Source organism: Brevibacterium yomogidense (assembly GCF_900163715.1).
Classification (GTDB): domain Bacteria; phylum Actinomycetota; class Actinomycetes; order Actinomycetales; family Brevibacteriaceae; genus Brevibacterium; species Brevibacterium yomogidense_A.
This window is the reverse complement of sequence record NZ_FWFF01000001.1, coordinates 254,095-279,476: the sequence shown is the minus strand read 5'-3', so window position 1 is coordinate 279,476 and position 25,382 is coordinate 254,095. Positions and strand designations below refer to the sequence as shown.

Sequence of the window (25,382 nt, the reverse complement as noted above, 5' to 3'; positions counted from 1 at the left end):
CCGTGCGCACGCCGAGTCGGTAGAGTCTGATCATGACGATCACACAGACCCTCGACCATCTCGTCTACGTCGTTCCCGACCTGGAGGCCGGGGTCGCGGAGTTCGCGGAGGCCACCGGCGTGCAGCCCGTCTTCGGCGGTGCGCACGAGGGGCGGGGGACCGCCAACTACCTCCTGCGGCTGCAGCCGGCCGACTGGGCGGAGGAGCCGCGTCCGCTCACGTACCTGGAGATCCTCGGGCCCGACCCGGAGCAGGACCTCGAGGAGGGGACCGTGCGTCCGCTGGGCGTCGACGACGTCGATGCGCCGCGGCTGCAGACGTGGGCGATCCACCCGGCGGGCTTCGACGCGGTGGTGGCGCGGGCGGAGGCGGAGGGCGTCGACTTCGGCGAGGTGCAGGACCTCTCGCGGCGCACGCTCGAGGGCGATCTGCTGGAGTGGCGTCTGACGGTGCGCGGCGCGCTGCCGTTCGGCGGACTGCAGCCGTTCCTCATCGACTGGGGCGAGTCCCCGCATCCGGCGTCGAAGGACATGCCCGTCCTCACGCTCGAATCGCTCACCCTCACCCACTCCGATCCGACGGCTCTGCGGCCGCCGCTGGGCGTCCTCGGTGCCGACGGCACGGACGTCGAACAGGGCTCCGAGGTGGGCATGAGTGCACGGCTGGGCACACCCAACGGCACTGTCACCCTCTGAGATGGGCGTGAGTGCTGACGGCGTCCCGGGGACGTTCGACCACCTCGTCGTCGCGGTGCCGGACCTGGCGGCGGGAGTCGCCGAGTTCGAGGAGCTCACCGGTGTCCGCTCGGTCCCGGGCGGCAGCCATCCGGGCCGTGGGACGGCGAACCACCTCGTGTCGATGGTGCCTCGCGGCTGGGGTGACGAGTCCCTGACGTACCTGGAGATCCTGGGACCGGATCCGGATCAGGATCCCGCGCTCGCCGCGCGCTCCCTGCCCGGTGTGACGGGGATCTGCGCTCAGCGGTGGGCCGTGCACCCGGACGATTTCGACGGGACGGTCAAGGCTGCAGATGTGGCAGGTGTCGACTACGGGAACGTGTTCGACATGACGAGGGCGACGCCGGACGGGGGACGTCTGGAGTGGCGGCTCACCCGTCGGACGCCGTTGGCATTCGGCGGGGCGCAGCCGTTCCTCATCGACTGGGGGACGTCCCCGCACCCGGCGAACACGCTGCGGGAGGGGGCCTCACGCGGGGAAGTGGCGGCCTCGTTCGAGGGCGCCCTCGTGCTGGAGCGTCTTGAGTTCTTCGGACCGGACCCGGACGGGCTGACGGGGGCGATCGACGTCCTGACGGGGGAGCGGGTCGCGTCTGTCGACGACGCGGATCCCGGCTTCCGGGCGGTGCTCAGTGGTCCACGCGGGGAGTTCGCCCTCGTCTCGCCGGGTCATCCCTGAACCGTCCCCGCGGGGACGTTTCTGTCGCACCGCGTCCCCGCGGGGACGCCTCGGTTGCCCATGGTGGGTTCTGCCTCAGCGCGGGTGGGTGCACCTGCTGCAGGACGTCCCCGCGGGGACGTCCTCGGTCGCGGCCAGGACTGGTGTGCCGCACAGACGACCGGCCCGCCACTCCGCATGGAGTGACGGGCCGGTCCTGCGCAGTCGGGAGTGCGGAGCTCAGTCGAGCTTGAGCTCGCCCATCTCGTCCCACCCGTTGCCCTCGACCTTGCGGGAGATGATGCTCGGGGTCCTGGTGAGGTGCGGGCGGATCGCCTCGAGGCCCTTCGCGAAGTGGTCGCTCTGGACGTGCGGTGCCGCGCCTTCGTTCGTGTAGCCCTCGATGAGCACGTACTCGTTGTCCTTCTCCAGGCTCTTGGACCAGTCGAAGAAGAGGTTGCCCTCCTCCGCGCGGACGGCCTCGGTGAATTCGCGGACGGCCTCCGGGAAGCTCTCGACGCTCTCCGGCTTGACCTCGAAACGGACGGCGATGAAGTACACGGTTCCTCCTGCAGGATCGACTCACATGATGTTCCGGCCCGAGCTCCTGAGGCGCGTGTGGACCTCTCGATGGCCCGGACCGTCACGATCATCCTCTCATCGACGCCCCGGATCGCCATCGCGTCACATATCGACAGCGCGTCACGGATGTTCGGGGTGCAGCGATGAATGCGGCGCGGAGGCATGGTGCAGCAGCTGGTGGATGCGGTCGTCGATCAGCCGCCAGCGCCGGTGCCGGCCGTCCCGCCGCGGTACGGCGACCCCCGCGTCCTCGAGCCGGCGCAGCGCCTGGGTGACCGCGTTCGGGGTGCTGCCGACGGCCTCGGCGAGCTCCGACACCGCAGCCTCCGGTGCCGAATGCAGCGCGACCAGCAGCCGCAGCCGCGTCGGATCAGAGCAGACGGCGAAGGCGCGGGTCCATCCGTCGATCCCCTCCTCCAGTGCCTCAACCGCACTCACCGCGACGTCGCGATGAGCGCCGACGCCATCGACGACCTCTGGCGCGACACCGCTGATGAGGTGCTGCAGCTGCACATGATGACCGGGCACGGTGCCCATCGTCGCGTCGAGCTCCAGGATCTCCGTGAGCGGCGTCGCGCTCACGTGCTGGAACCCCGCCCGGCGCACCAGCGCGACGGTATCCTCGATGCTCGTCGCCTCGGCCAGCGGCAGCTGTTCAGCGACCGTGCCCCCGTAGTGGTCGGCGAACCCCTCCGTCGTGTTCGCCTCGATGCCGTACGGGAACCACGGGGCGTCGATGAGCACGATCCGTCCGCCCGGCCGCAGCAGCCGTCGCCACCGCGTGAGCGCCGTGAACGGATCGTGCAGCGTCCACATGACATAGCGGTTGACCACGGCATCGAACGACTGCGCGGAGAACGCAGGGGCCATCGCATCGCCAAGCACGAACGCGGCGGTCGGCTGATCCGCGGCACGACGGTCGCGGGCGTGGTCTGTGGCGAGGGCGAGCATCCGGCTCGACAGATCGATCCCCGTCACGCGGTGGCGCAGGTCCGCGAGCAGGAACGCGAGGTACCCGGATCCGGTGCCGACGTCGAGCACATCGAGGGGACCGTCCGGCAGCGCGCGGGTGAGGGCGCGGCTCCACGCGGCGTGATCGGCCGAGGCCCGGTCATCCCGCAGCTGGTGCGCATCGTAGGCGCGCGCCCGCCCGTCCCAGTAGTGCGTGATGGTGGCCTGGAGCTCGTCGGACTCCTCCACAGTGCTCCTCTTCTGCGCGCTCATGCGGCCCCCTCCGTCAGCGGTGCGAACAGCAGCTGCAGCGACCCCTCCGCCTCGAGCGGTGTCGCTCCGATGCCGTAGACACGGCGGATGAGGTCCGGGGTGAGCACCTCGCGAGGTGTGCCGCTCGCGGCCACCGTCCCCTCCTCGAGCAGGACCAGTCGGTCGCAGTAGCGGGCCGCCAGGTTGAGGTCGTGCAGCACCACGACGGTCGTCGTCCCGAGCCTGCGGACCAGCCGCAGGACGTCGTGCTGATAGCGGATGTCCAGGTGGTTGGTCGGCTCGTCCAGCAGCAGGTGGGTCCCCTGCTGCGCGACCGCGCGTGCGATGAGCACCCGCTGCCGCTCGCCTCCCGACAGGCTCGTGAAGACCCTGCCGCCGAGGTGGTCCGCACCCACCTGCTCCAGCGCCCGGGCCGCGACGAGATGGTCCTCGTCCCGGGTCCGCGCGAAGCTGGGCAGATGCGGGAGGCGGCCCATCAGCACCATCTCGCCGACTGTCATCGAGGTGTCCGACTGCTCCTCCTGGACGACGACGGCGAGCACCCGGGCGATGTCCCGCGCGGACATGTCCTCCAGCGGCACGTCGTCCAGGGCGACCGATCCCGCGCGCGGACGCAGCGCGCCGTGGAGCATGCGCAGCACCGTCGTCTTCCCGCTGCCGTTCGGCCCGATGAGCCCCACGACACCGCCGTCCAGCGTCGACAGCGAGACGTCGCGCACGACCGTGGTGTCCCCGAACGCGACAGTGAGCCCGGATGCGCTGATCATCGGTCGAACCTCTCCGCGATCTGCTCGAGGCCGTCGACCGCCAGCGGCGTCGCGGGCTCGGAGAAGTGGAGCAGCTGCGCCATGACGGTCCCGTCCTGCACCGCGGTCAGCTGGTCCGCACCGGGCAGCTGCGCGAGCGATTGCTCGACCGCCTGCGGATCCCCGTCCGAGTGGAGGAGGATGACGACGTCCGGGTCCCGGCCCAGCAGCTGCTCCGCCGTCACCTCGAACACCCGCTCCCGCTGCTCGCCGAACACGTTGGCGAACCCGGCAGCCTCCAGCTGGGCCTGAGCCATCGAGCCCGTGCCGTAGGCGTAGGTCGTGCCGCCGCCCACGGTGGGGTACAGCACGGCGGCAGTGCGATCGGGAGCGTCCTCCGTGCGCGTGCGGACCGCGTCGACCCGCTGTGCGAGCCCGTCGGCGACCTCGTCGGCGCGCTCCGCCTCATCGAAGACTTCGCCGTAGAGGCGCATCTGCTCACCCACATCGGCGAAGTCCGGCGACGTGTCCGCCTGGTTGGTGCAGAGCAGGGGCTCCTCGAGGACGGGGATCCCCAGATCGGCCAGCCCGCTCCGCGGCAGGTTCTCCACCTCGCCGAACACGACGTCCGGCTCCTGGGCGATGACGACGTCCTTCGAGATGTGCAGGTGGCCGGTGCCGTCGACGTTCGACGTGAGCTCCGGGATCTGCTCGAGCTGCGTGTGCGTGTCCGCATCCCAGTACTCCTCCGGGTACGCACCCGCGCGGGCGACCGCGCGGTCCAGCACCCCCAGCGCGTGCAGGGCGGCGACGGGTGCGGACTTCAGCAGGACGAGCCGCTCCGGCGGGGACTCGAACGTCACCTCGGCACCGCAGTTCGTGACGGTGACCGGCTGGCCGTCGCCGTACTGCTGGGATCCGGCCTCCTGCTGGGATTCAGCCTCCTGCTGGGAGCCGGCCGGGGCCTCGGCGGCGGTGTCGCCTGCTCCGCACGCGGACAGCACCAGGCCCGAGGCGGCGGCGAGGACGAGGGTGCGCAGATGGGAGCCGGCGGGCCGGGTGGGGCGGGGATGTGGGGACATGGGTGACCTCATGCGGTGGTGGCCTGCATCCGGCGGATCAGGATGAGGAGGAACGGGGCGCCCACGAGTGCTGTGAGGATGCCGATGGGGATCTCCTGCGGCGCCAGGGCGGTGCGGGCCGCGACGTCCGCCCACACCAGCAGCAGGCCGCCCAGCAGTGCGGTGATCGGCACCGCGCGGGCATGTGCGGAGCCGACGATCCGGCGCGCGAGGTGGGGGACGACCAGTCCGACGAAGCCGATGCTGCCGGACGCGGACACGAGCACACCGATGCACAGCGAGACGAGGAGGAGCAGGCCGGTGCGCAGGACCTCGGGGGAGATGCCCAGGGTGCGCGCGGTCTCATCGCCGGCGGCCATCGCATCGAGGTGCCCGCCGTGCAGCGTCAGCACGACGACGGTGATGAGCGTGACCACGGCGACGGCGAGGAGCGGGGTGCCCCACTGCGCCAGCGACAAAGAGCCCAGCAGCCAGAACATGACGGAGCGGGCGCCCTCGGCGGACCCGCTCGCGAAGATGAGGAAGCTGGTGAGCGCGTAGAGCGCGTACCCGACGGCGACGCCGGCGAACAGCAGGCGGAGCGACGTGACCCGGCCGCCGGATCGCGCGACCGCGTAGACGAGGAGTGACGCGGCGAGGGCGCCGAGGAACGCACTGCCCTGGAGAGCGTGCTCGCCCAGCACGGCGCCGGCGCCGAACAGGATCGCGGCTGCCGCACCGGACGAGGCTCCGGAGTTCACACCGAGCAGGTACGGATCGGCGAGCACGTTGCGGACCATCGCCTGCAGGGCCATGCCGCACACGGCCAGCCCCGCGCCGACGCACAGGCCCAGCGCCATGCGCGGGGTCCTGACCTGCCAGACGATCGCCTCGTCCGCGGGCGACCAGGAACCGACGGGGAGCCCGAACAGGTGGTGGCCGAGGATCCCCGCCACGTGCTGCGGCGCGATCCCCACGGAGCCCAGTGCGATGCCCGCGATGGCGGTGAGGACGAGGCCGATCGTGAGAACGGTGAGCCAGATCCGGCCCCGCCGTCGCTGACGGTCCACCCCGAGGATGCGGCGAGCGGACTCCGGCGGTCCGGCCGTCTGCGGAGAGCGCGGTGCGCGCGACGGCGAATATGTGTCCACTCGGACACGTTAGCACCGGGCGGATGGACGGCACGGTGGGGTTGTGGGAGGCGCGGGGGTGCTGGAGGTGGGGTCGCGCGCCGGCTCAGTACTTGCGGAGGTGCACCGGGTCCTGTGCGCGCCAGCGCGCGCGCAGCAGGTCCACGACCGCCATGAGGGCGGACTGGACGTGCTCCGTCGAGGTGCCGAGGACCCGGACGGCGAGTCCCGGGCCGGGGACTGCGGAGACGCCGGCGACGGGCGTGACGTGCCCGCGGCCTGCGGTGCTGGGTCCGGTGCGCTCCTGAAGCGCGGTGTCGACCAGGGCACGGACCTCTGCGACGAGCGCGTCGTCGATGCGGCCGTCCACCGCCAGCAGTGTGCCCAGGTGCGTGCGCCCGGCCATGAACAGGGTCGATTCGACCGACTCGTCTCCAGCATCCGGGCGCACGATGAGGCTGTCGAGGACGACGGGGACCTCGTCGATGCGGACCTCCTGGCGCAGCCGCACCTCGTCGTAGGTGAACAGGGTGCCGTCGGGCGCCCACCCCGGGGTGATGATCTCAGCCGTCACGAAGGTCGCGGATGCGTCCATGTCCACGACCGTGTCCTGCACGTAGTGGGCTTCGCGGTAGGCGATGAGCTGGTCCGGCAGGTTCTCCAGCACGGCGCGCGGGCCCAGCCGGAAGACCGTGCGCTGGTGCGCGGCGGCCTCCGGCGTGCGGTAGACCTTCGTCGCGGACTGGGTCGTGAGCAGGAGCGAGGCGTCCTGGGCGACCTCCACGTCGATGTCGTAGACGTCGCCGCCCAGGTATCCGCCCCCCGGATTCACGATCGTGTACGTCACCTGCCCCGACTCATCGAGGTAGTGCGGCCGCAGGACGCGCAGCGCGCCCTGGAAGTACTGGTCCGTGGCGATGGCCCGATCGCCCCTGTTCGCGACGTGCAGTCGGAGACTGCCGACCGGCCCGGCGAGTGCGTCGGCCCGATCAACGGTGGCGCGGGAGTCCGTCACTGAGCCAGGTCTGCCATCATCACGTCGCGGCGGATCCAGGAGAGGATCGCGTCCAGGCCCTCGTCCGTCCTCAGGTTGGTGAAGCCGAAGGGGCGCTCGCCGCGGAACTGCTTCGAGTCCGCCTCCATGACGCTCAGGTCCGCGCCCACCATGGGTGCGAGGTCCGTCTTGTTGATGACGAAGAAGTCCGATTTGATCATGCCCTGACCCGCCTTGCGGGGGATCTTCTCGCCCTGCGCGACGTCGATGACATAGATCGAGAAGTCGACGAGCTCCGGGCTGAACGTGGCGGAGAGGTTGTCGCCGCCGGATTCGACGAAGACGATGTCGAGGTCCTCGTGCCGGCGCTTGAGCTCCGTGATCGCCGCCTCGTTCATCGAGGTGTCCTCGCGGATGGCGGTGTGGGGGCAGCCACCCGTCTCGATGCCGATGATCCGGTCCAGGGGGAGGACCCCGTCCGCGGCGAGGATCTTCGCGTCCTCGATCGTGTAGATGTCGTTCGTGATGGCGGCCATCGAGAACTTGTCCTGCAGAGCGCGGGTGATGCGCTCCACCAGCTGGGTCTTGCCGGCTCCGACCGGGCCGCCGACTCCGATGCGAACTGGTTTCATCGTGCTGCTCCTGACTGTGTCTGGTGACGTGCGTGCGTCTGGTGATGCGTCTGCGTCTGTCCTACGACATGAACATCCGGGCTCTCTGGGTCTCGTGCTGCATCTGCGCGATCTCCAGTCCGGGGGCGCTCGCCCCCAGGTCGTGCTCCTCGAGGGTGAAGACCACCTCGACGATGTCCGGGATCGTCCCCCGGGCCTCGGCGAGCACCCGCTGCCCGGCGTCCTGGCCGAGCGGGATCGCCCGGATCGCGTTCTGGGTGAGCGCCGTCGCGAGCTGCATGAGGTACGCGGTGGTGCTGGTGCGCGCATCCAGGCCCGCGTCGTGCGCGACGAGCGCGAAGACGAGGGCCGGGTGCCCGTGGCACGCGCCCTCTTCGACGGCGTCGCGGTACCGGGCGGCGGCAGTCGCGTGCGGGAACGCGACCTGGGCGATGCGGTTCATCCGCAGCCCCATCGCGGTGCCCGCGTCGCGCACCTGACGGGGGATCGCAGCGGCGTGGAGGAGGTGGTCGGTCCGGCGCACTCCTGCGTCATCGCCCGTCCGTGCGGCCTCGGCGGTCAGCCGGACGGCGAGTGCATCGACGAACGCCATCTGGTGCAGGTAGCCGCGCAGCCACTGGGCGAAGCCCTCCGCGTCGGCGACCAGCCCGCGCTCCAGGTATGACTCGAGTCCGAACGAGTGGCTGAACGAGCCAGTCGGCAGAGCGGAGTCGGACAGCTGGATGAGGGTCAGCAGCCCTGCTGGATCAGTGGCTGTGCTCGGCATGGCGGAACGCGGCCGGCATGACCCGGTCCTCGCGGGTGAAGGGCGTGCCGTGGTGGGTCAGGAAGTCCTCCACCGTGTGGTCGTAGAGCACCACCATGACGGGTCTGCCGTACTCGGACTCCGGGCCGAAGAACTGCGCCTGCAGATGACGGTTGCCCAGGCTGTGGGCGACGAAGCCCATCGTCGTGATGTCCTCCGGCGAGATCACGAGGACGTCCGTCGGCAGGACATGCACGGTGATGATCCGCGAATCGTCGCGGTGGAGCACGTCCCCGTCGCGCAGCTCCTGCTGCTGCGCGAGCTGGAGGCCGATCTCCTCACCGGCTTCCGTGGACACGCGCTGGACGCGCTTGAGCAGCTGCGCGTTCGTGAGGGGGACGCGGTCCTCGCGCAGCGCGGCGAGGTCGTCTGCGGGGAGGTCGGACCGGTTCCCCTGGATGCTGTCGATGATCAAGCTGTCTCCTTCCGGAGGCCTAGAAGAGGAAGTAGCGCTGGGCCATGGGCAGCTCATCGGAGGGCTGCGACGTGACGTGCTCGCCGTCGACCAGGACCCTGTACGTCTCCGGGTCGACGTCGATGCGGGGCGTCGCGTCGTTGAGTCTGAGGTCGGCCTTCGAGAGGTCCCGCATCCCCTTGGCCTCGCGGATCGAGTGCTGCAGCCCCAGCCGGGCGGGCACCTCGGCGTCCAGTGCCGCCGTCGGCAGGAAGGTGAGAGAGGACTCGTGCACCGCGCGGCCCATCGCACCGAAGTTGTACCGCATGGTGCGGGGCTGCGGAGTGGGGATCGAGCCGTTGGAGTCGCCCATGAGGGCCTGGACGATCTGCCCGCCCTTGATGATCAGCTGCGGCTTGACGCCGAAGAACGCGGGGTCCCACAGGACGAGGTCCGCGAACTTGCCGACCTCGACGGACCCCACGGAATCGGCGATCCCGTGCGCGATCGCCGGGTTGATCGTGTACTTCGCGACGTACCGCTTGAGGCGAGCGTTGTCCCCGACCGCGGGGTCGCCGGCCATGCGCCCGCGCTGCTGCTTCATCGCGTTCGCGACCTGCCACGTGCGCAGCGCGACCTCGCCCACGCGACCCATCGCCTGCGAATCGGAGCTGGTGATGGAGAAGATGCCCAGGTCCTGCAGGACGTCCTCCGCACCGATCGTCTCGTTCCTGATCCGCGAGTCCGCGAATGCGACGTCCTCGGGGATGTCGGGGTTGAGGTTGTGCGCCACCATCACCATGTCGAGGTGCTCGTCCACGGTGTTGCGTGTGTACGGGAGGGTGGGGTTCGTCGACGCGGGCAGCACGTTCGACAGCGCTGCCATGCGGATGATGTCCGGTGCGTGTCCGCCGCCGGCGCCCTCCGTGTGGAAGGTGTGGATGACGCGGCCGTCGATCGACCGGATGGTGTCCTCGACGAAGCCGCACTCGTTGAGCGTGTCCGCATGGATCGCGATCTGGATGTCCATGAGGTCCGCTGCCTGCAGCGCGCGGTCGATGGATGCGTGGGTGGCGCCCCAATCCTCGTGGATCTTCAGGCCGATGGCGCCGGCGCGGATCTGCTCCGTCAGTGGATCGACACTGCTCGCGTGGCCCTTGCCCAGGAGTCCGATATTGATCGGCAGGGAATCGACCGCCTGCAGCATCCGGGAGATGTGCCATTCGCCCGGCGTCACGGTCGTGGCGTTCGAGGCGTCGGAGGGACCGGTGCCTCCGCCGATCAGCGTCGTCGTCCCGTTGGCGAGGGCCACTCCCACCTGATCCGGGTTGATGAAGTGGACGTGGGTGTCGATGGCTCCTGCGGTGAGGATCTTGTGCTCGCCGGAGATCACGTCCGTCGCCACGCCCACAGGGATCGTGACCCCGTCCTGGGTGGCAGGGTTCCCCGCCTTGCCGATCGCGAAGATGTGCCCGTCGCGCAGTGCGACGTCCGCCTTGACGATGCCGGTGTGATCGAGGATGACGACGTTCGTGATGACGGTGTCGGGGATTCCCCCCGCGCGCACCATCTGGCCGTTCTGACCCATGCCGTCGCGGATGACCTTGCCGCCGCCGAACGACACCTCTTCGCCGTAGACGGTGTAGTCGTGCTCGATCTCTGCGAGCAGTTCCGTGTCCGCGAGCCGGATGGCATCACCGGTGGTGGGACCGTACATCTCCGCGTACTGCTTGCGGCTCATCTCGAAGCTCATGGACGCTCCTCCTCGGATGCCGGGTCGTCGGAGGACGGGTCCTCAGACGACTGGTCTGCGACAGACCGACCGTCGGACGACGGGTCTGCGGGCCGGCCCTCGGAGCGACTGGTGCTCTCCGTCGGCACATCGCCCGAGGCGCTCGAGACGGCCTGCATCGAGTTCGTCTGGGTCTCCGGGTCGCCGTGGAACTCCTGGTCCGTGGCGGTCGAGTTCTTGGCGGGGGAGACGGTCTCCGCCTGCTCGCCGTGCAGCTCCTGCTCGGGTGCGCTCTCCTTGCGGTACTCCTTGTGGCGGACGGCGAGGTCCGGGTCGCGGGCGATGTCGTATCCCGCGCTGCCGCCGATCGCCTCGGTGGAGAACATCGACACGGTCGAGCCGACGGGACCGTTGACCTCGTCGCGCAGTCCGTACACCTCGCGCGCACCGCCGAGCTCCACGAGGTGGACGCTGCGTGCGTCGCCGGGCTCGAACCGCACCGCGGTGCCGGCGGGGGAGTCGAGACGCATGCCGCGGGCGGCCAGGCGGTCGAACTGCAGCTGCGGATTCGCTTCGGAGAAGTGGTAGTGCGAGCCCACCTGGATGGGACGGTCGCCTCGATTGACGACGTTGATGATGCGGGTCGCCTTGCCCGCGTTGCATGTGATGGGGTCCCTGCTCAGGACGTACTCACCGGGGATCACGGCAGCCTCCGCTCAGCGAATCGGATTGTGGACGGTGACGAGCTTCGTGCCGTCCGGGAACGTGGCCTCGACCTGCACGTCCGGGATCATCTCCGGGACTCCGTCCATGACGTCCTCACGGTGCAGCAGGGTCGCACCCCAGTTCATGAGGTCTGCGACGCTCCGGCCGTCGCGCGCGCCCTCCATCAGCTCCGCGGTGATGATGGCGACCGCCTCCGGATGATTGAGGCGCAGTCCGCGCTCACGTCGTCGTCGTGCGAGATCGGCTGCGACGACGATGAGCAGCTTCTCCTGTTCGCGCGGAGTCAGGTGCATGGCGGCACTCCTTCGGTCGGGCTCCCGCTGCGGGCCGCGCTCCGTCAGCCTCCGGTCGGAGGACCGTACGACGATCGGATTCCGTGAAGGTGAGTCGGCGTGACGGCCCCAGCGATCACATCTCTTCGAACCCTAGCCGACGCGGGGCCTCGGAGTCCCGATGTCGAAGTGACGGTCAGCCGACCACCAGCGATCTCAGACATGCGATCTCAGAACCGTGCGGTCCGCTTGTCCCGCCTCGGCGAGATGCAGGAGAGTGACCGTCACATGGGAAGCACGCGGATCGACACGTGATCACGGCTCTGAGGAGGGCGCACACATGCAGCACGGAACGACGGGCGGGCCGACTCCCCACGCTCTGGACGGAGTGCGTGTCGTCGAGCTCGGGACTCTGATCGCGGGGCCCTTCGCGGGCCGGATCATGGCGGACTTCGGGGCGACGGTCATCAAGGTCGAGAACCCGTCGAGCCCCGACCCCATGCGCACGTGGGGGCGCGTCCAGGGCGCGCGGCGCTCGCTGTGGTGGGCGGTGCAGTCGCGCAACAAGACGAGCGTCGGCCTCGACCTCAAGTCGGAGGAGGGCAGCGCTCGCCTGCGCGAGCTGCTCGACGAGGCGGATGTCCTCATCGAGAACTTCCGGCCCGGCACGCTGGAGCGGCTGGGCTTCGGCCCGGACGTGCTGTGGAAGACGAACCCCGGCCTCGTGATCGCGAGGGTGTCGGGCTACGGCCAGACGGGCAGCAAGTCGCACAAGCCCGGGTATGCGGCGGTGGCCGAGGCCGCGAGCGGACTCCGCCACATGAACGGGTATCCGGACCAGCCTCCTCCGCGCACGGGCATCTCCCTGGGCGATTCGGTCGCGTCGCTCTACGCCGTGCAGGGCGTGATGATGGCGCTGTACTGGCGGGATGCTGCAGGCGGCGGCAAGGGGCAGGTCGTCGACGTGTCCCTCGTCGAATCGTCGTTCTCCCTGCTCGAGGGCGCCACCGCGGAGTACGCCCACAGTCAGGTGGTTCCAGGCCCCAGCGGCTCGCGGCTCAAGGGCATCGCACCGTCGAACATCTATCAGAGCAGCGATGGGAAGTGGGTCGTCATCGCGGCGAACCAGGACACGGTGTTCCGCAGGCTCACGGGCGCGATGGGGCGCCCGGAGCTGGCCGACGACTCGCGCTTCCTCGACCATCACGCCCGCGGTGTGCACCAGGACGAACTGGACGACCTCATCGCAGCATGGGCCGCGGCACGCGACGCCGACGAGATCGGCCGGATCCTCGACGAGCACAACGTGCCGACGTCGAAGGTCAACGACATCGCGGACGTCTTCGAGGATCCGCTGTTCCGCGAGCGCGACATGCTCGTCGAGGTGAGTGATGACGAAGACACTGTGACGCATCCCGGCATTGTCCCCCGCCTCACCCGGACCCCGGGATCCATCCGCTGGAACGGACCGTCAGAAGTAGGAGACGCATCATGAGCACAGCAATCGACATCATCGACGTCACCCCGCGCGACGGTCTGCAGATCGAGAAGCAGGTCGTGTCCACCGAGGACAAGGTCGAGCTCATCACCCGGCTCGCGGACGCCGGCGCCCGCCGGATCGAGGCCGTGAGCTTCGTCCACCCGCGCCGTGTCCCGACGATGGCCGATGCGGAAGCGGTGATGGAGCGCGTCCCGGTGCGCGAGGACGTGTCCTACATCGGCCTGGCGCTCAACACCCGCGGGATCCTGCGCGCTCTGGAGACCTCCGTCGACGAGGTGAACTTCGTCCTCCCCATCACGGACGCCTTCGCCGAGGCGAACCAGGGCGGGTCGACCGGCAGCCTGCTGGCAGAGCTCGAGACCGCCCTGCCGGACCTCGAGGGATCGGGCAAGAAGCTCAGCGTGACGCTGGCCGTCGCGTTCGGCTGCCCGTACCAGGGCGAGGTGCCGATCGCCGACGTCGTGCGCATCGCGGGCACCCTGCTCGACGCTGCGCCGCTGGACGAGCTGGCGATCGCGGACACGATCGGCTGCGGCGTCCCGGGCCAGGCGCAGAACCTCTTCGAGCAGGTGGGGGCGCTGAGCGACGTGCCTCTGCGTGCCCACTTCCACGACACCCGGCGGACCGCGATCGCCAACGTGGCGGCGGCTCGTGCGGCTGGCGTGAGGCGTTTCGACAGCAGTGTGGCCGGTCTGGGCGGTTGCCCGTTCGCCCCCGGAGCCGCGGGCAATGTGGCGACGGAGGACCTCGTGTGGGCGCTCGAGCGTGACGGCTGCACGACGGGCATCGACCTGGAATCCGCCGTGGACACCGGCCGCTGGATCACGGGGATCCTGGGCAAGGAGCCGGGCTCCGGAATCGCAGCCGCAGGACCCTTCCCAGCCGGACGCTGACCAGACACCGGTCCCCGCTGCAGCTCCCGCCCTCACAGCTCCCGCCATACCTACCAACTTTCATCAGACCGCACAGGTAAGAAGGTGTGCGGTCTGATGAAAGGTTGTGGGTGGTGGTGAACAGGGTGGCGCTGACCGTGAGGACCATGTCCGTATCCATCGATCGGATGAGCGGAGAGTCAGCCTCCGCGCTGATGTGACGGGCCCGCGGAGACGGTGGAATGGAGACATCCCGATCACCTGATGAGGAGTCTCCATGAAGAAGATGTTCTACGCCGCATTCGCCTACCTGATCGCCGGTCTCCTCGCGGGCCTCTACTACCGCGAGCTCACGAAGGGCACCGCCTTCGAATCCGGAGGCGACACGCAGCTGAGCGTCGCTCACACCCACCTGCTGGTGCTCGGCTTCATCGTGATGCTGCTCGCACTGGTGCTCGACAAGGCGTTCGGCCTGTCGCGCTCACGCCTCTTCCCGTGGTTCTTCTGGCTCTACAACGCAGGCGTCGTCGTGACCACCGGCCTGCTGGTCTGGCACGGCACGCTCACGGTGCTCGGCGAGGAAGCGGGTGCGATGATCTCCGGCATCGCGGGCCTTGGCCATATCTTCCTCACCGCGGGCACGATCCTGCTGTTCCTCGCTCTTCGCCCCGGTGTCATGGCTGCGGCGAATGTGCGGACCGAGGAGGAGCGCGAACTGGTTGCTGCGTAAGCAAGGGCTGAGGGCCCTGCTGCGGCGTGAGGAAGACCTGTGGGAGGCGCGAGGGCGGAGGATCAGCCCCGCGCCTCCTGCCGTCGCACCATCTCTGCGATCCACTCCGGCGCGTACGGCGACGTGCAGTGCGGAGGAGTCGGATAGTCCTTGAGGACCTCGAGCCGCTCGCCGATCCGCACCGCGCGCTCGCGCTGGTCCGGGTGACTGATGCCGATCTGGGCGAGGCACGTGTTCATCGCCCACTGCAGGCGGTCCGGGGCGCTGGTCATCCGCTCTTCGATCTCATCGAGGAGTGCGGACAGGTCCAGGCCGTCCGGCTTCTTGGCGACGCGGTCTGCGGTGAGTGCCCACCCGGCTGTCTCGACGAGCGGATCGGCATCGGTGTGCCACATCCGGCGGAGCTCCTCAGCGTGCGTGCTCTTCTTCACGGCGTAGTTCACGCACCAGTCGTGGACCTTGGGAGTGCGGGCCTGCCGGATCATCGTGTCGAGCTCATCGCGATCGAACGCCTTGGGGCGGCACACCAGCAGGGCGAGCAGCCTCGCGGCGGTATCCCCGGTCGACCAGAGGTCCCGCGCGAGGTCGTGCTGGGTCTTCAGCCGCTTCGCGACGGCCCGGAGCTTCGTGAGGTTCACCGCGTGGTCGTCGCCACGGCGTGCATTGACCGCGAGGATGCGGGGGTCGGCGAGGTCGGAGAGCTCAGCCAGGACCTCGGTCGTGGTGGGTGTGTCTGCGGTGGACTGCTCAGTCCGGGTCATCGGGGCCCCTTTCGTCTGTTCTGAATCCTATGTCCGGACTCGTCGACGGTCCCGGTGACATCGCAGCTGGAGTGTGCGGCCTCGCAAGGGTCAGTAACGTATACACCGGCAGCCCCCTGGGATCTGCAGATGAACCTGGCGCCGCAGAACCCGCCACTCGCGCTCCACCGCAGAAGGAGATCATCGATGACCGCTTTCGTCGCACCCGAAGAGTTCACGACCCGTCCGACCCTCGAGGGCACCTTCGGGATGTCCGCCTCGACCCACTGGATCGCTACGGCCACATCCCAGGCGGTGCTGGAGCGCGGGGGCAACGCGTTCGATGCGGCGACGGCGAGTGCTTTCGTGCTGCACGTCGTCGAACCGCACCTCAACGGCCCCGCGGGCGACATGACCGGGCTCTTCGCCACGGCCGAGGACCCGAGCACCCCCGTCGTCATGATGGGGCAGGGGGCGGCACCCGCAGGCGCGACGATCGAGCACTTCGCCTCCCTGGGCCTGGAGCTGGTGCCCGGCGCCGGCGCGCTCGCCGCTGCGATCCCCGCCGCCGTCGACGCGTGGCTGCTGCTCCTGCAGGAGCACGGTACGTGGGAGCTGTCCGACGTTCTGGACTTCGCGATCCACTACGCGGAAGCGGGCCACCCGGTCCTCGCGCGCACAGTCGGCCAGATCAAGGCGGTCAAGGGTCTCTTCGTGGAGCACTGGCCGACCAGCGCGGAACTCTGGATGCCGGACGGGCGAGTGCCGGAGCCCGGCGAGCTCATCCGCAACCCCGAGTATGCGCAGGTGCTGCGTGACCTCGTGGCGGCCGGCGGCGCGGACTCCACTCGGGAGGAGCGGATCGAGGCGGCACGGCACGAGTGGCGGACCGGTCGGGTCGCTCGCCTCGCTGCGGAGTTCATCCGCATGCCGCACCGCCATTCCGACGGCGGCGACTACGCGGGCGTCATGACGGAGGAGGACTTCGCCGGGTCGTCCGCACGGTTCGACGAGGCCGCGACGATCGAGTTCCGCGGGTACACGATCGCGAAGGTCGGTGCATGGAGCCAGGGTCCGATCCTCCTCGAGGCGCTGCGCATCCTCGACGGCTTCGACGACGAGCGCCTCGATCCCTCGACGGAGATCGGTGCGCACACCATCATCGAAGCGCTCAAGCTTGCGATGGCGGACCGCGACGTGCACTTCGGCGACAACGACCTCGACCTCGCAGACCTGCTGTCCGATGAGTACATCGCGCAGCGCCGTGCGCTCATCGGCGATACCGCGTCCGCGGAGTTCCGACCGGGGGCGCCGGGCGGACGCGAGGGCCACTTGCCGCCGCTGGTCACCGCGGAGGAGTTCGCGGCGAAGTTCGGCGGCGACACGACGGCGTCCGGCGGCGGGGAGCCCACGGTGCCCGGGGCCTCGGGCGGGGCTGCCTCCGTCGCGAAGGCGTTCGCCGGCGGCTCCGGCCACATGTTCGCCGTCACCGAGGCGGAGGCGGGTGCCGATGGCAGCGGCGCCGTCCGCGGGGACACGTGCCACATCGACGTCGTGGATCGGTGGGGGAACATGATCTCCGCGACGCCGTCCGGCGGCTGGCTGCAGTCGTCGCCGACGATCCCCGGCCTGGGCTTCAGCCTGGGCACTCGCCTGCAGATGACGTGGCTGGACGAGGCATCGGGCCAGCCGCTCACGCCGGGGCGCCGCCCGCGTACGACCCTGTCGCCCACCCTGATCCTCAAGGACGGCAGGCCCGTCATCGCGCTCGGCACTCCCGGCGGCGACCAGCAGGACCAGTGGCAGCTGGCGCTCGTCCTCCGGCTGCTGGTGGGCGGATACGAGCCGCAGCAGGCGATCGATGCGCCGGCGTTGCACACGACGGCGATGGCGGGGTCGTTCTGGCCGCGGACGTGGACGCCTGCCGGCGTGGTCGTCGAGGACCGACTGGGCGATGACGTCATCGCAGGGCTCGAAGCACGTGGCCACGTGGTCACGCGCGCGGGGGACTGGGCGCTGGGCCGACTGTCCGCCGTGACTCGCGATCCGGCGACCGGGCTCATGACGGCGGGAGCGAATCCGCGCGGTGCGCAGGGCTACGCGGTGGGACGGTGACCACGGCGTCCGGTGATCGACGTCCGGTGATCGAGCCACCAGCTTTCATCAGACCGCATAGGAAAGAAGCTGTGCGGTCCGATGAAAGCTGGTAGGTCTGGAACTCCGTGACTGGAATTCCGGTCAGCCCTCGGCCCGCGCGTCCCGCCCCAGGTCCCTGATCCTCTCCAGGTCACCCACGACGACCAGCCGGGTCGTCGCGCGTGACATTCCGGTGTAGAGCATCTTCGGCGCGCGGGCGGCGTCGCGGATCCCGTTGACGCTGAGGACGACGGCCGGTCGCTCGAGCCCCTTGAAGCCCAGGACGTGACCGTAGAACACGTCCTCCTCCGCGAAGCACTGCTCCCAGTAGTCGTCCCAGCCGTACTCGTCGACGTGCTCCTTGTGCACGGGGTGGCGCCGGCCGGTCGTGAGCAGCGCGATGTCGCCCGGATTCCACCCCTCGTCCATGAGGCGCTCCACGACCTCATCCGCGGTGGCGACAGCGTCGTCTGCGGGGGACTCGATCCATTCGACGTCGAACGCCGGGTCGTTGCGCACGATCGCCTGGTCGGTGGACAGGTGACCCAGCACCTCCGCGATCTGCGCGGAGTTCCGCAGGTTCTCGTCCAGCTGGAACGGGCTCATGGTGATCGGAGCGGTGCCGTCGCGGGGGAACAGGCGCTGCTGCTCGTCCGTGAACGCGTAGAGGGTGTCCTTCACCTGATTGCGCAGCACCGACTGGACCGCCTCCCACCACAGCGAGGAGAAGTCCTGGGCCTCGTCGATGACGATCGCATCGAAGAGCTCACGGCGAGGGCGATCATCGGCGAGTGACTTCAGCTCCCGCGGCAGCCGCTCCTCCCAGAAGTCGGAGTCGTCGTCCGCGCCGGGTTCCGCGCCCCACGCGAAGGCGAGGTCGTGGAAGAGGCCGGTGTACGCCGGCCGCTCCTCCTCCGGCCACTGCGCCACCGCCAGCTGCAGGTAGCGCCCGAGGCCGCGCGAGTAGCACATGAGCGCCACCTTCCTGCCCTCCCGGACGAGCGCCCTGGCCTTCATGAGCGCCAGGTGCGTCTTGCCGGTGCCCGCCCCGCCGCTGATCTGAGCGCGCTGCTGGTGACGGAGGATGCGCAGAAGCTTCTCCTGCTCCACCGTCATCGCGTTCCCGCTGTCCTCGATCTGCCGGGCCCACAGGCGCACGTTCTCCAGTGCCTGGTGGGTGCGCCGCAGGATGCGCAGCGTGGGTTCCAGCGGGACGAACGGGTCGTCGCGGTCCGGGTCGTGCGCCCGCCGGAGGAGACCTGCGATCCGGTCCGCCAGACGGGGGAGGTCCTCGCCGTCCAGCAGTTTCTCCCGCGGCGCATCGGGCACGTCCCAGTCGTCCGGGAGGATCGTGTAGGGGAGCACCGCGGAATCCACGAGCGGAGTCAGCACGACGGACAGCCGCTTCTGCAGGTACCTGTAGAGGGTGTGCTTGCCGACCATCGCCTGTTCGAGGGGTGAGCGCCGCAGCGTGCTGCTGCGGCCCCCGCCGTCCGTGTGCCAGCGACCGTCGGTGATGCCGACCCTGCCGCCCTTCACCTCCAGGACTGCGGCGCCCAACCCCGGCCACAGCACGAGGAGGTCCAGTTCGATGTCGTCGCGGTCGTCGGTCAGGCGCTGGCCGTGCAGCAGGACGGCGCTGTCCGGCAGCTGCTCGACGAGCGCGTCCCAGACCGCCTTCTCAGCGCGGGACTCTGCGAAGTCCGGGTCTTCCGGAATGCACACGGGCATGTGCTCAGCGTAGCGGCCGAACACCGGTTCCGAGGTCGCTCACGCTCGGACCGCTCACGCGCGAGCTGCTCACGCTCGGATCGCGGAGGACCCGAGCGTGAGCAGACTCAGACGGGTTCCCGCTCATAGCCTCCAGCAGCTGTTCAGCGGCCTCTTGCCGTCGAACGTCCGCGCGGTGAAGATCTCCACGCGCGGCAGTGCGCCGATGTAGCCGCCGATGTGCGTGGGCGCGATGTTGTCCTCGAACGCGACGTCCGCGCCGTCACGGCACCAGGTCGCCGCCAAGCCACGGCCCATCTCGAAGGGCACGACGTCGTCGAGGCGGCTGTGGTTGACCAGCACCGGCACATCCGGGGTGGGGCCGTCGCCCAGCTTCTGCTCGCGCAGGACCTCCGCGAACCGCTCGTCGCCCACGAGTTCGGCGAAGGACCGTCCGTCCTTCGTCAGCTCCGTCGTGTCTGAGAACGCATTGGAGAGCAGCGCGGCGATCGTGCACTGGCCGGACGTCCGCTCGACCGTCTCGAGGCCCTCCTCGTTCAGGAGTTCGGACAGGTCCACCTCTGCCTGCTCCGCGAAGGACGACAGGCCCAGGACCAGCAGGCCGGTCTGCATGGCGGAGACGCCGGTGACCACTTCCTCCAGGTCAGTGGGAACCGCTCCGGCGGAGGCGGAGACGATGTTGAGCTCCGGCGCCCACTCATCGGCGATCTCCAGCGCAGCGGTGGTCGCGTGCCCGCCCTGCGAGTAGCCACGCAGCTGCAGCCGGCTCTCCTCGTCGATGCCGCCTCCCTCGACCTGCTGCGCCGCGCGCGCCGCGTCGAGCACCGAGCGGCCCTCCTCGGTGCTGTTGAGGTAGCTGTGGGGGCCCTCGGTCCCCAGTCCCACGTAATCGGCGATCACCACGGAGTGCCCCGCGGCCAGAGCCGATGCCACGGAGATGCCCTCGTACTCCGTGCCCATGCCCAGCTGACGGCTGGGAGCGCACGAGTCGTCGATGCCCTGGGTGCCCGGAGCGTGGACGACCACGTTCTCCGCATGCTCGCCGACCTTGTCCGAGGGCGTGAGGAGGGTCGCCGTCGCCGCACGGGCCTCGCCGTGCTCGTCGGTCGTGCGATACATGAACGTCGTCGTCTCCGCATCGTGGCGGATGAGCTTGACCGGGTCGAGGTAGAAGGAGGCGGACTTCTGCATGATGAGTGCGCCGTCCTCCTCGGGCAGCTGCGCGGGGGACGCGTAGAAGTCCTCTGCGGATCCGTCCGCACCCTCCTCCGCGGGGAGGTCCTCGAGTGCGGCGGCGTACTCGATGTCCGCGGACGTGATCTCATCGCTTCCGTCGACGGCGTCGCGGGCCTCATCGAGGCTCACGCCCTCGGGCACCTCGTCAGCGGACAGGGCCGACGAGTCCTCGGCCAGACGGTCCTCGACGAACTGCTCGGCCTCCGCATCGGTCGCGGGGATGGCCTCGGCGGCCTGCGCGGGGCCCGCCGTCGTGGCGAATGCCAGGACGAGGCCGGTGAACGCTGCCGCGCCGGCGGCAGTCGCCCTGCTCAGATGCCGGGTGCGCGTGGTGGGGCGGATTCTCATTGTTCGATGTTCCTGTTCTGTCGTGCGTCTCGTCGCTGAGAGGGATCGGACAGGGGTGGCGTCGCGGAGCGGTCGGACGAGGGTGTCGTCCTCTCGCGTCCTCGGGACTGCGGCGGCCCTGTGATGGCCGACCTCCGTGTACGTTACTCAACAGTAGAACCGATCGGTAACCCCTGGGGCTCACTGAATCGGTTCGGAGGCGTGACGAACAGAAGACACCAGCTTTCATCAGGCCGCATAGGAAGGAACCTGTGCGGTCGGATGAAAGTTGGTGTCTTCTGGGTCAATTGTCTGGATAAGTCGTCAGAGTCAGGGCGCTGTGCCGCAGAGCCCGGACGGCCCCGCGGCGGGTGACCTCAGCTGTCGACGTCGGTCATCGCAGTGCCCCGCTCCTTGCGACGCTGCGCGAGCTTCCCGTACAGCGACAGGAAGACCACGCCGGCGAGCACGACGTAGAGGATGGCCGTGATCCAGCTGCTGACCAGGATGGAGTAGTCCCCGTTCGAGCTCAGCAGAGCATCGCGCAGGCTCGATTCCGCGAGCGGACCCAGGACCATGCCGATCATGAGCGGCGCCAGCGGGATGTCGAAGCGGCGCATCATGAAGCCGACGATCCCGATCCCCAGCAGCATCCCCAGGTCGAAGATGTTGTTCGACGTGGCGTAGATGCCCAGCGCACAGAACACCGTGATGCCCGCGTACAGGTACGGCTTGGGGATGAGCAGCAGCTTCGCCCACAGCGGCGCGAACGGCAGGTTGAGGATCAGCAGCACGACCATCGCGATGAAGAAGCTGGCCAGCAGACCCCACACCAGATCCGGTGCGCGGTCGAACAGCAGAGGTCCCGGCTGCAGACCGTACTGCTGGAAGGCCGCCAGCATGATCGCCGCGGTCGCGGACACCGGCAGTCCCAGTGCCAGCAGGGACGCCATGGCGGTGCCGGTCGTGGCGTTGCCCGCGGCCTCCGGTGCGGCGAGGCCGCGGATGGCGCCCTTGCCGAACTTGTTGCGACCGCTCCGCTTGTCGAGGCGGCGCTCCAGGCCGTAGGCCATGAACGTGGGCACCTCGGAGCCGCCTACGGGGACGACGCCGAACGGCAGACCGATGCCGGCGCCGCGCAGCCATGCGGGGATCGCCTCGCGGAACTCCCTGCCGGACAGGAAGGGGCGGCCGGACGAGACCATGACCATGGCCTCGGGATCCCGGCGCAGGCGCGACGCGACCCGGAAGACCTCGCCCAGGGCGAGGACCGCGACCGTGACGGTGACCAGCGAGATGCCGTCGAACAGCTCCGGCACACCGGAGGTGAAGCGCTCCGTGCCGGTGACGGAGTCGATGCCGACGACCGCGATGGCGAGGCCCAGCACCAGCGATGCCAGTCCCTTGAGGACGGAGTCGGACACCACGGACGACGTCGCGACGAACGCGAAGAGCGCCAGCGCGAAGTATTCGGCGGGGCCGAACACCGCGGACAGCGATGCGAGGGCCGGCGCCAGGAAGACGACGAGGATCGAGGAGATCATGCCACCGGTGAAGGCGCCGATCGCCGCCGTGGCGAGTGCCTGGGGCGCCCGCCCGGACTTGGCCATCTTGTGGCCCTCGAACGTGGATGCGATCGCGGACCCCTGACCCGGGGTGTTCATGAGGATCGCCATCGTCGAATCGCCGAACAGGCCGCCGAAGTAGACGCCGGCGAACATGATGAACGCGCCGGTGGGATCGAGCGCGAAGGTCATGGGCAGCAGCAGCGCGACCGCCATCGATGAGCCGAGGCCCGGCAGGACGCCCACGGCGGTGCCGAGCAGACAGCCGACGAGGACCCACAGCATGTTCATCGGGCTCAGCGCAGAGCCGAACCCGTCCATCAGAGAGAGCAGAGCATCCATGTCAGAGTCCTCCCCCGAAGATGAAGCCGCTGGGCAGATCGACTGACAGCGCAACTCCGAAGATCAGGTAGATGGCGCTCGAGAACAGCAGCGCCAGGGTGATGTCGAAGACGGGGCGCTTCGACCCCATCGAGCGGGCGATGCACCAGAAGAGCAGTGCGGCCGCGAGGATCCAGCCAAGAGGAAGCAGCAGCGCGATGAAGACGACCATGCCGCCCACCGCCCAAGCGAGCCGCGGCCAATCGGTGTACCAGGAGTGGACCGTGCCCACCTGGTCCTGGTCGGTGATCACCGCCATCTCCGGCGACTGGGGCTTGCGGATGATGTCCACGGCCAGCGCGATCGCGATGACGAACAGCGCGGCGATGAGGACGCCGGGGAAGAACCGTGGGCCGGGGCCCTCCGCATCGGGGGCGACATCCATCGTGAACTGGTTGATGAGCATGTACGTCGCGACGGCCACCATGAGCGCCGGGATCGCGAGTCCCGCACGGCCGGTCCACCAGCCGTGCTCCTTCACCTGTTCGGTGCCGTAGACCTCCGGGTCGATCGACTGGCCCGGGGCGACTTCCTGCAGTTCCTCGTTCACAGTCCCAGCTCCTCGAGCAGCATTTCCGTCTTCTCACGGTCCTCGTCGAGGAACCGGTCCAGATCGTCGCCGGTCTCCCACGCATCGGCCCAGGCGTTGCGCTCCAGCGCGTCCTGCCATTCGGGGGTCTCCCGCATCTGGGCGAGGAGGTCGAGCTGCTGCTGGAACTCCTCTTCGGGGACGTTCTTCGTGGCGAGCATGCCGCGCCAGTTCGAGAGCTCGACGTCGTGCCCCTGCTCGATGATGGTCGGGATGTCCGTCCCCTCGATCCGCTCCGGTCCGGTCACGCCGACTGCGCGGACACGGCCGGCCTCGATCTGGTCGGAGACCTCGTTGTACCCGGTCGCCGCGTAGTCCGCGGTGCCGTTGAGGAGCGCCTGGATGGCTTCGCCGCCGCCGGACTTGGGGATGAACGTGATCTCGCTGGCGTCCAGTCCGCCCGCGAGTGCGAGCTCTGCGACGACGAGGTGGTCGAGGGATCCCGCGGAGCCGCCCGTCCAGGGGTGCCCCTTCGGATCCTCGGACCATTCCGCGAGCAGGTCGTCGATCGATTCGACGGGGGAGTCCGCGGGCACGATGACGACGTCGTAGTCCTCTGCGATCTTCGCGATGGGGCGGACATCGTCGTAGCCCACGGGGGAGTCGTTGATGAGCACGCCGCCGGTCATCGCGGAGCCGGTGGCGAGCAGCGTGTCCGACCGGTCGCCCATCGTGGTGAAGCGGCCCAGGCCGATCGTCCCACCGGCACCGGGGATGTTGACGACCTGCGCATTGCCGACCAGACCGGCTGAGCGCATCGCCTGCTGCTGCTCGCGGACGAACCCGTCCCAGCCTCCGCCGGGTCCTGCCGGGGCGATGAGCGTGAGGTTCGCGGTGATGTCCGGCGCGGCCGTCGCCTTCTTGACGGACACCGTCATCGCCGCCACGACCACCACCGCAGTGATGATCGCGTAGACGGCGAGTACGGTGCGCCGGACGCCTGATGACGTCTTCATAGGGGGTTCCTCTTCCTTGCGGAATTCTTCTGTCCGATCGGCCGCTCCACCGCACTGCGATGGCTGCCGACGGCTGTGAGTCCGGACAACTTTAGCGTCATCTGTGAGACAGCGAACAATCCCCTGGTTTCAGTGGACGGGTGGGCGGGATGTGGCTATGCGCACAGGGAAAGACCCGGGCGTCTGCTCCAGGATCAGGTGGGTTCCTGATCCTGGAGCAGACGCCCGGGTCGTGTGCGGCGGAGTCGGCGGTGTCAGCCCTCGGTGCCGGCGGCCTCGGCGTCCTTCGCCGCGTACTTCTCCTCGAGCTTCGCGATGCGCTCCGCGTTGGGGCCGTGGCCCGTCTTGTAGACCATCGCCGTGCGCTCGAAGGAGCAGACGACCTCATCGCGCTGGTTGTAGCCCTCCGTGCGGACGGTCACCATGCCCATCGTGGGGCGCGACTTCGACTCGCGGACGCCCAGGACCTCGGAGCGGGAGCGGATCGTGTCGCCCTCGAACACGGGCTTCGGGAGGCTGATGTTCTCCCACGCGAGGTTCGCGAACACGTTCTGCGAGATGTCCGTGACGGTCTGGCCGGTCACCAGCGCCAGCGTGAACGTGGAGTTCACGAGCGGCTGGCCGAACTCCGTGTTCGCGGCGTACTCGTGGTCGAAGTGCAGCGGTGCGGTGTTCTGGGTCAGCAGTGTGAACCAGGAGTTGTCCGTGGTGGTCACAGTGCGGCCCAGCGGGTGCTCGAAGCGGTCGCCCACGACGAAGTCCTCGAAGTAGCGGCCGTTCCATCCGTAGTGCGTGGTCATACTCGGTTCCTCCGTGCCTGGGGTGTCGAGCGCAGTGCCTGGGCCCCGCGCGCCTCCGGCCCGTTCCGGGCGGAGTGTGATCGCCACCATCGTACGGAGGACGCACCGATGACGGTGGGGGAGCC

At 69.3% G+C, this 25,382-nt stretch carries 25 protein-coding genes; 6 read left to right on the top strand and 19 right to left on the bottom strand.

The features are described 5' to 3' along the window. Positions 1-32: 32 nt before the first annotated feature. Both FM105_RS01125 and FM105_RS01120 read left to right on the top strand, forming a co-directional pair. Entirely contained in the window at positions 33-695 is a 663-nt protein-coding gene (locus tag FM105_RS01125; protein WP_087003415.1) for a VOC family protein, read from the top strand. Between the two features lie 7 nt (positions 696-702). Further along, on the top strand, positions 703-1,416 hold the full coding sequence (locus tag FM105_RS01120) for a VOC family protein (RefSeq protein WP_256970129.1): 714 nt from the start codon (positions 703-705) through the stop codon (positions 1,414-1,416). 219 nt (positions 1,417-1,635) lie between these two features. On the opposite strand, the gene FM105_RS01115 is transcribed toward FM105_RS01120, so the two are convergent. From FM105_RS01115 to FM105_RS01060, 12 genes are all read right to left on the bottom strand, one after another. Beyond that, positions 1,636-1,956, bottom strand: a complete 321-nt coding sequence (locus tag FM105_RS01115) for a putative quinol monooxygenase (RefSeq protein WP_087003409.1) — start codon at positions 1,954-1,956, stop codon at positions 1,636-1,638. Positions 1,957-2,097: 141 nt separating this feature from the next. Next, positions 2,098-3,201: a metalloregulator ArsR/SmtB family transcription factor gene (locus FM105_RS01110; RefSeq protein ID WP_087003406.1), complete on the bottom strand. Its 1,104-nt coding sequence runs from the start codon at positions 3,199-3,201 to the stop codon at positions 2,098-2,100. Continuing rightward, on the bottom strand, positions 3,198-3,968 hold the full coding sequence (locus FM105_RS01105; protein ID WP_087003403.1) for an ABC transporter ATP-binding protein: 771 nt from the start codon (positions 3,966-3,968) through the stop codon (positions 3,198-3,200). Before FM105_RS01105 ends, FM105_RS01110 begins: the two co-directional genes overlap by 4 nt. After that, on the bottom strand, positions 3,965-5,029 hold the full coding sequence (locus FM105_RS01100; RefSeq protein ID WP_087003399.1) for an ABC transporter substrate-binding protein: 1,065 nt from the start codon (positions 5,027-5,029) through the stop codon (positions 3,965-3,967). The genes FM105_RS01105 and FM105_RS01100 overlap by 4 nt, the downstream gene beginning before the upstream one ends. Before the next feature lie 8 nt (positions 5,030-5,037). Beyond that, a complete protein-coding gene (locus FM105_RS01095; protein WP_256970128.1) occupies positions 5,038-6,159 on the bottom strand; it encodes a FecCD family ABC transporter permease in 1,122 nt (373 codons plus the stop codon). An 85-nt stretch (positions 6,160-6,244) separates the two neighbouring features. Continuing rightward, positions 6,245-7,153 (bottom strand): urease accessory protein UreD, encoded by a 909-nt coding sequence (locus FM105_RS01090; protein ID WP_087003396.1) that lies wholly within the window; start codon positions 7,151-7,153, stop codon positions 6,245-6,247. After that, positions 7,150-7,764 carry an urease accessory protein UreG gene (gene ureG / locus FM105_RS01085; RefSeq protein WP_087003393.1) on the bottom strand — a complete coding sequence of 205 codons (615 nt, stop codon included), beginning with the start codon at positions 7,762-7,764 and terminating at the stop codon, positions 7,150-7,152. Before ureG ends, FM105_RS01090 begins: the two co-directional genes overlap by 4 nt. A 61-nt stretch (positions 7,765-7,825) precedes the next feature. After that, entirely contained in the window at positions 7,826-8,530 is a 705-nt protein-coding gene (locus FM105_RS01080; RefSeq protein WP_087003390.1) for an urease accessory protein UreF, read from the bottom strand. Further along, the gene (gene ureE, locus FM105_RS01075) at positions 8,511-8,984 is read right to left on the bottom strand and encodes an urease accessory protein UreE (RefSeq protein WP_087003387.1); all 474 of its coding nucleotides are present in this window, start codon (positions 8,982-8,984) and stop codon (positions 8,511-8,513) included. Before ureE ends, FM105_RS01080 begins: the two co-directional genes overlap by 20 nt. 19 nt (positions 8,985-9,003) lie before the next feature. Continuing rightward, the gene (gene ureC / locus FM105_RS01070; RefSeq protein ID WP_087003385.1) at positions 9,004-10,716 is read right to left on the bottom strand and encodes an urease subunit alpha; all 1,713 of its coding nucleotides are present in this window, start codon (positions 10,714-10,716) and stop codon (positions 9,004-9,006) included. After that, on the bottom strand, positions 10,713-11,399 hold the full coding sequence (locus FM105_RS15025; RefSeq protein WP_087003382.1) for an urease subunit beta: 687 nt from the start codon (positions 11,397-11,399) through the stop codon (positions 10,713-10,715). The genes ureC and FM105_RS15025 overlap by 4 nt, the downstream gene beginning before the upstream one ends. A gap of 12 nt (positions 11,400-11,411) precedes the next feature. After that, positions 11,412-11,714 carry an urease subunit gamma gene (locus tag FM105_RS01060; RefSeq protein ID WP_087003380.1) on the bottom strand — a complete coding sequence of 101 codons (303 nt, stop codon included), beginning with the start codon at positions 11,712-11,714 and terminating at the stop codon, positions 11,412-11,414. A 319-nt stretch (positions 11,715-12,033) separates the two neighbouring features. Between FM105_RS01060 and FM105_RS01055 the strand changes: the two genes are divergently transcribed. From FM105_RS01055 to FM105_RS01045, 3 genes are all read left to right on the top strand, one after another. Then, the gene (locus FM105_RS01055) at positions 12,034-13,188 is read left to right on the top strand and encodes a CaiB/BaiF CoA transferase family protein (RefSeq protein ID WP_143275774.1); all 1,155 of its coding nucleotides are present in this window, start codon (positions 12,034-12,036) and stop codon (positions 13,186-13,188) included. Then, entirely contained in the window at positions 13,185-14,087 is a 903-nt protein-coding gene (locus tag FM105_RS01050; RefSeq protein ID WP_087003374.1) for a hydroxymethylglutaryl-CoA lyase, read from the top strand. Before FM105_RS01055 ends, FM105_RS01050 begins: the two co-directional genes overlap by 4 nt. A gap of 256 nt (positions 14,088-14,343) precedes the next feature. Continuing rightward, positions 14,344-14,796, top strand: coding sequence for a DUF2871 domain-containing protein (locus FM105_RS01045; RefSeq protein WP_087003372.1), 453 nt, complete (start codon positions 14,344-14,346; stop codon positions 14,794-14,796). A gap of 62 nt (positions 14,797-14,858) precedes the next feature. Here the strand turns inward: FM105_RS01045 and FM105_RS01040 are convergent, their stop codons facing one another. Continuing rightward, positions 14,859-15,557 (bottom strand): DNA alkylation repair protein, encoded by a 699-nt coding sequence (locus tag FM105_RS01040; RefSeq protein ID WP_087003369.1) that lies wholly within the window; start codon positions 15,555-15,557, stop codon positions 14,859-14,861. A gap of 186 nt (positions 15,558-15,743) precedes the next feature. Here FM105_RS01040 and FM105_RS01035 point away from each other — a divergent pair, with 186 nt between their 5' ends. After that, a complete protein-coding gene (locus FM105_RS01035; RefSeq protein WP_087003365.1) occupies positions 15,744-17,651 on the top strand; it encodes a gamma-glutamyltransferase family protein in 1,908 nt (635 codons plus the stop codon). Positions 17,652-17,774: 123 nt separating this feature from the next. On the opposite strand, the gene FM105_RS01030 is transcribed toward FM105_RS01035, so the two are convergent. The 6 genes from FM105_RS01030 to FM105_RS01005 form a co-directional block, all read right to left on the bottom strand. After that, positions 17,775-19,403 carry a nuclease-related domain-containing DEAD/DEAH box helicase gene (locus tag FM105_RS01030; protein WP_087004235.1) on the bottom strand — a complete coding sequence of 543 codons (1,629 nt, stop codon included), beginning with the start codon at positions 19,401-19,403 and terminating at the stop codon, positions 17,775-17,777. Positions 19,404-19,526: 123 nt separating this feature from the next. Next, positions 19,527-20,987 (bottom strand): lipase family protein, encoded by a 1,461-nt coding sequence (locus FM105_RS01025; protein WP_087003362.1) that lies wholly within the window; start codon positions 20,985-20,987, stop codon positions 19,527-19,529. Between the two features lie 356 nt (positions 20,988-21,343). Continuing rightward, positions 21,344-22,873 carry a tripartite tricarboxylate transporter permease gene (locus FM105_RS01020; protein WP_087003359.1) on the bottom strand — a complete coding sequence of 510 codons (1,530 nt, stop codon included), beginning with the start codon at positions 22,871-22,873 and terminating at the stop codon, positions 21,344-21,346. A gap of 1 nt (position 22,874) precedes the next feature. Continuing rightward, a complete protein-coding gene (locus tag FM105_RS01015) occupies positions 22,875-23,462 on the bottom strand; it encodes a tripartite tricarboxylate transporter TctB family protein (RefSeq protein WP_087003356.1) in 588 nt (195 codons plus the stop codon). Next, positions 23,459-24,457 carry a Bug family tripartite tricarboxylate transporter substrate binding protein gene (locus FM105_RS01010; RefSeq protein ID WP_087003353.1) on the bottom strand — a complete coding sequence of 333 codons (999 nt, stop codon included), beginning with the start codon at positions 24,455-24,457 and terminating at the stop codon, positions 23,459-23,461. Before FM105_RS01010 ends, FM105_RS01015 begins: the two co-directional genes overlap by 4 nt. Before the next feature lie 254 nt (positions 24,458-24,711). Then, on the bottom strand, positions 24,712-25,257 hold the full coding sequence (locus tag FM105_RS01005) for a MaoC family dehydratase (RefSeq protein ID WP_087003350.1): 546 nt from the start codon (positions 25,255-25,257) through the stop codon (positions 24,712-24,714). Positions 25,258-25,382: the final 125 nt, after the last annotated feature.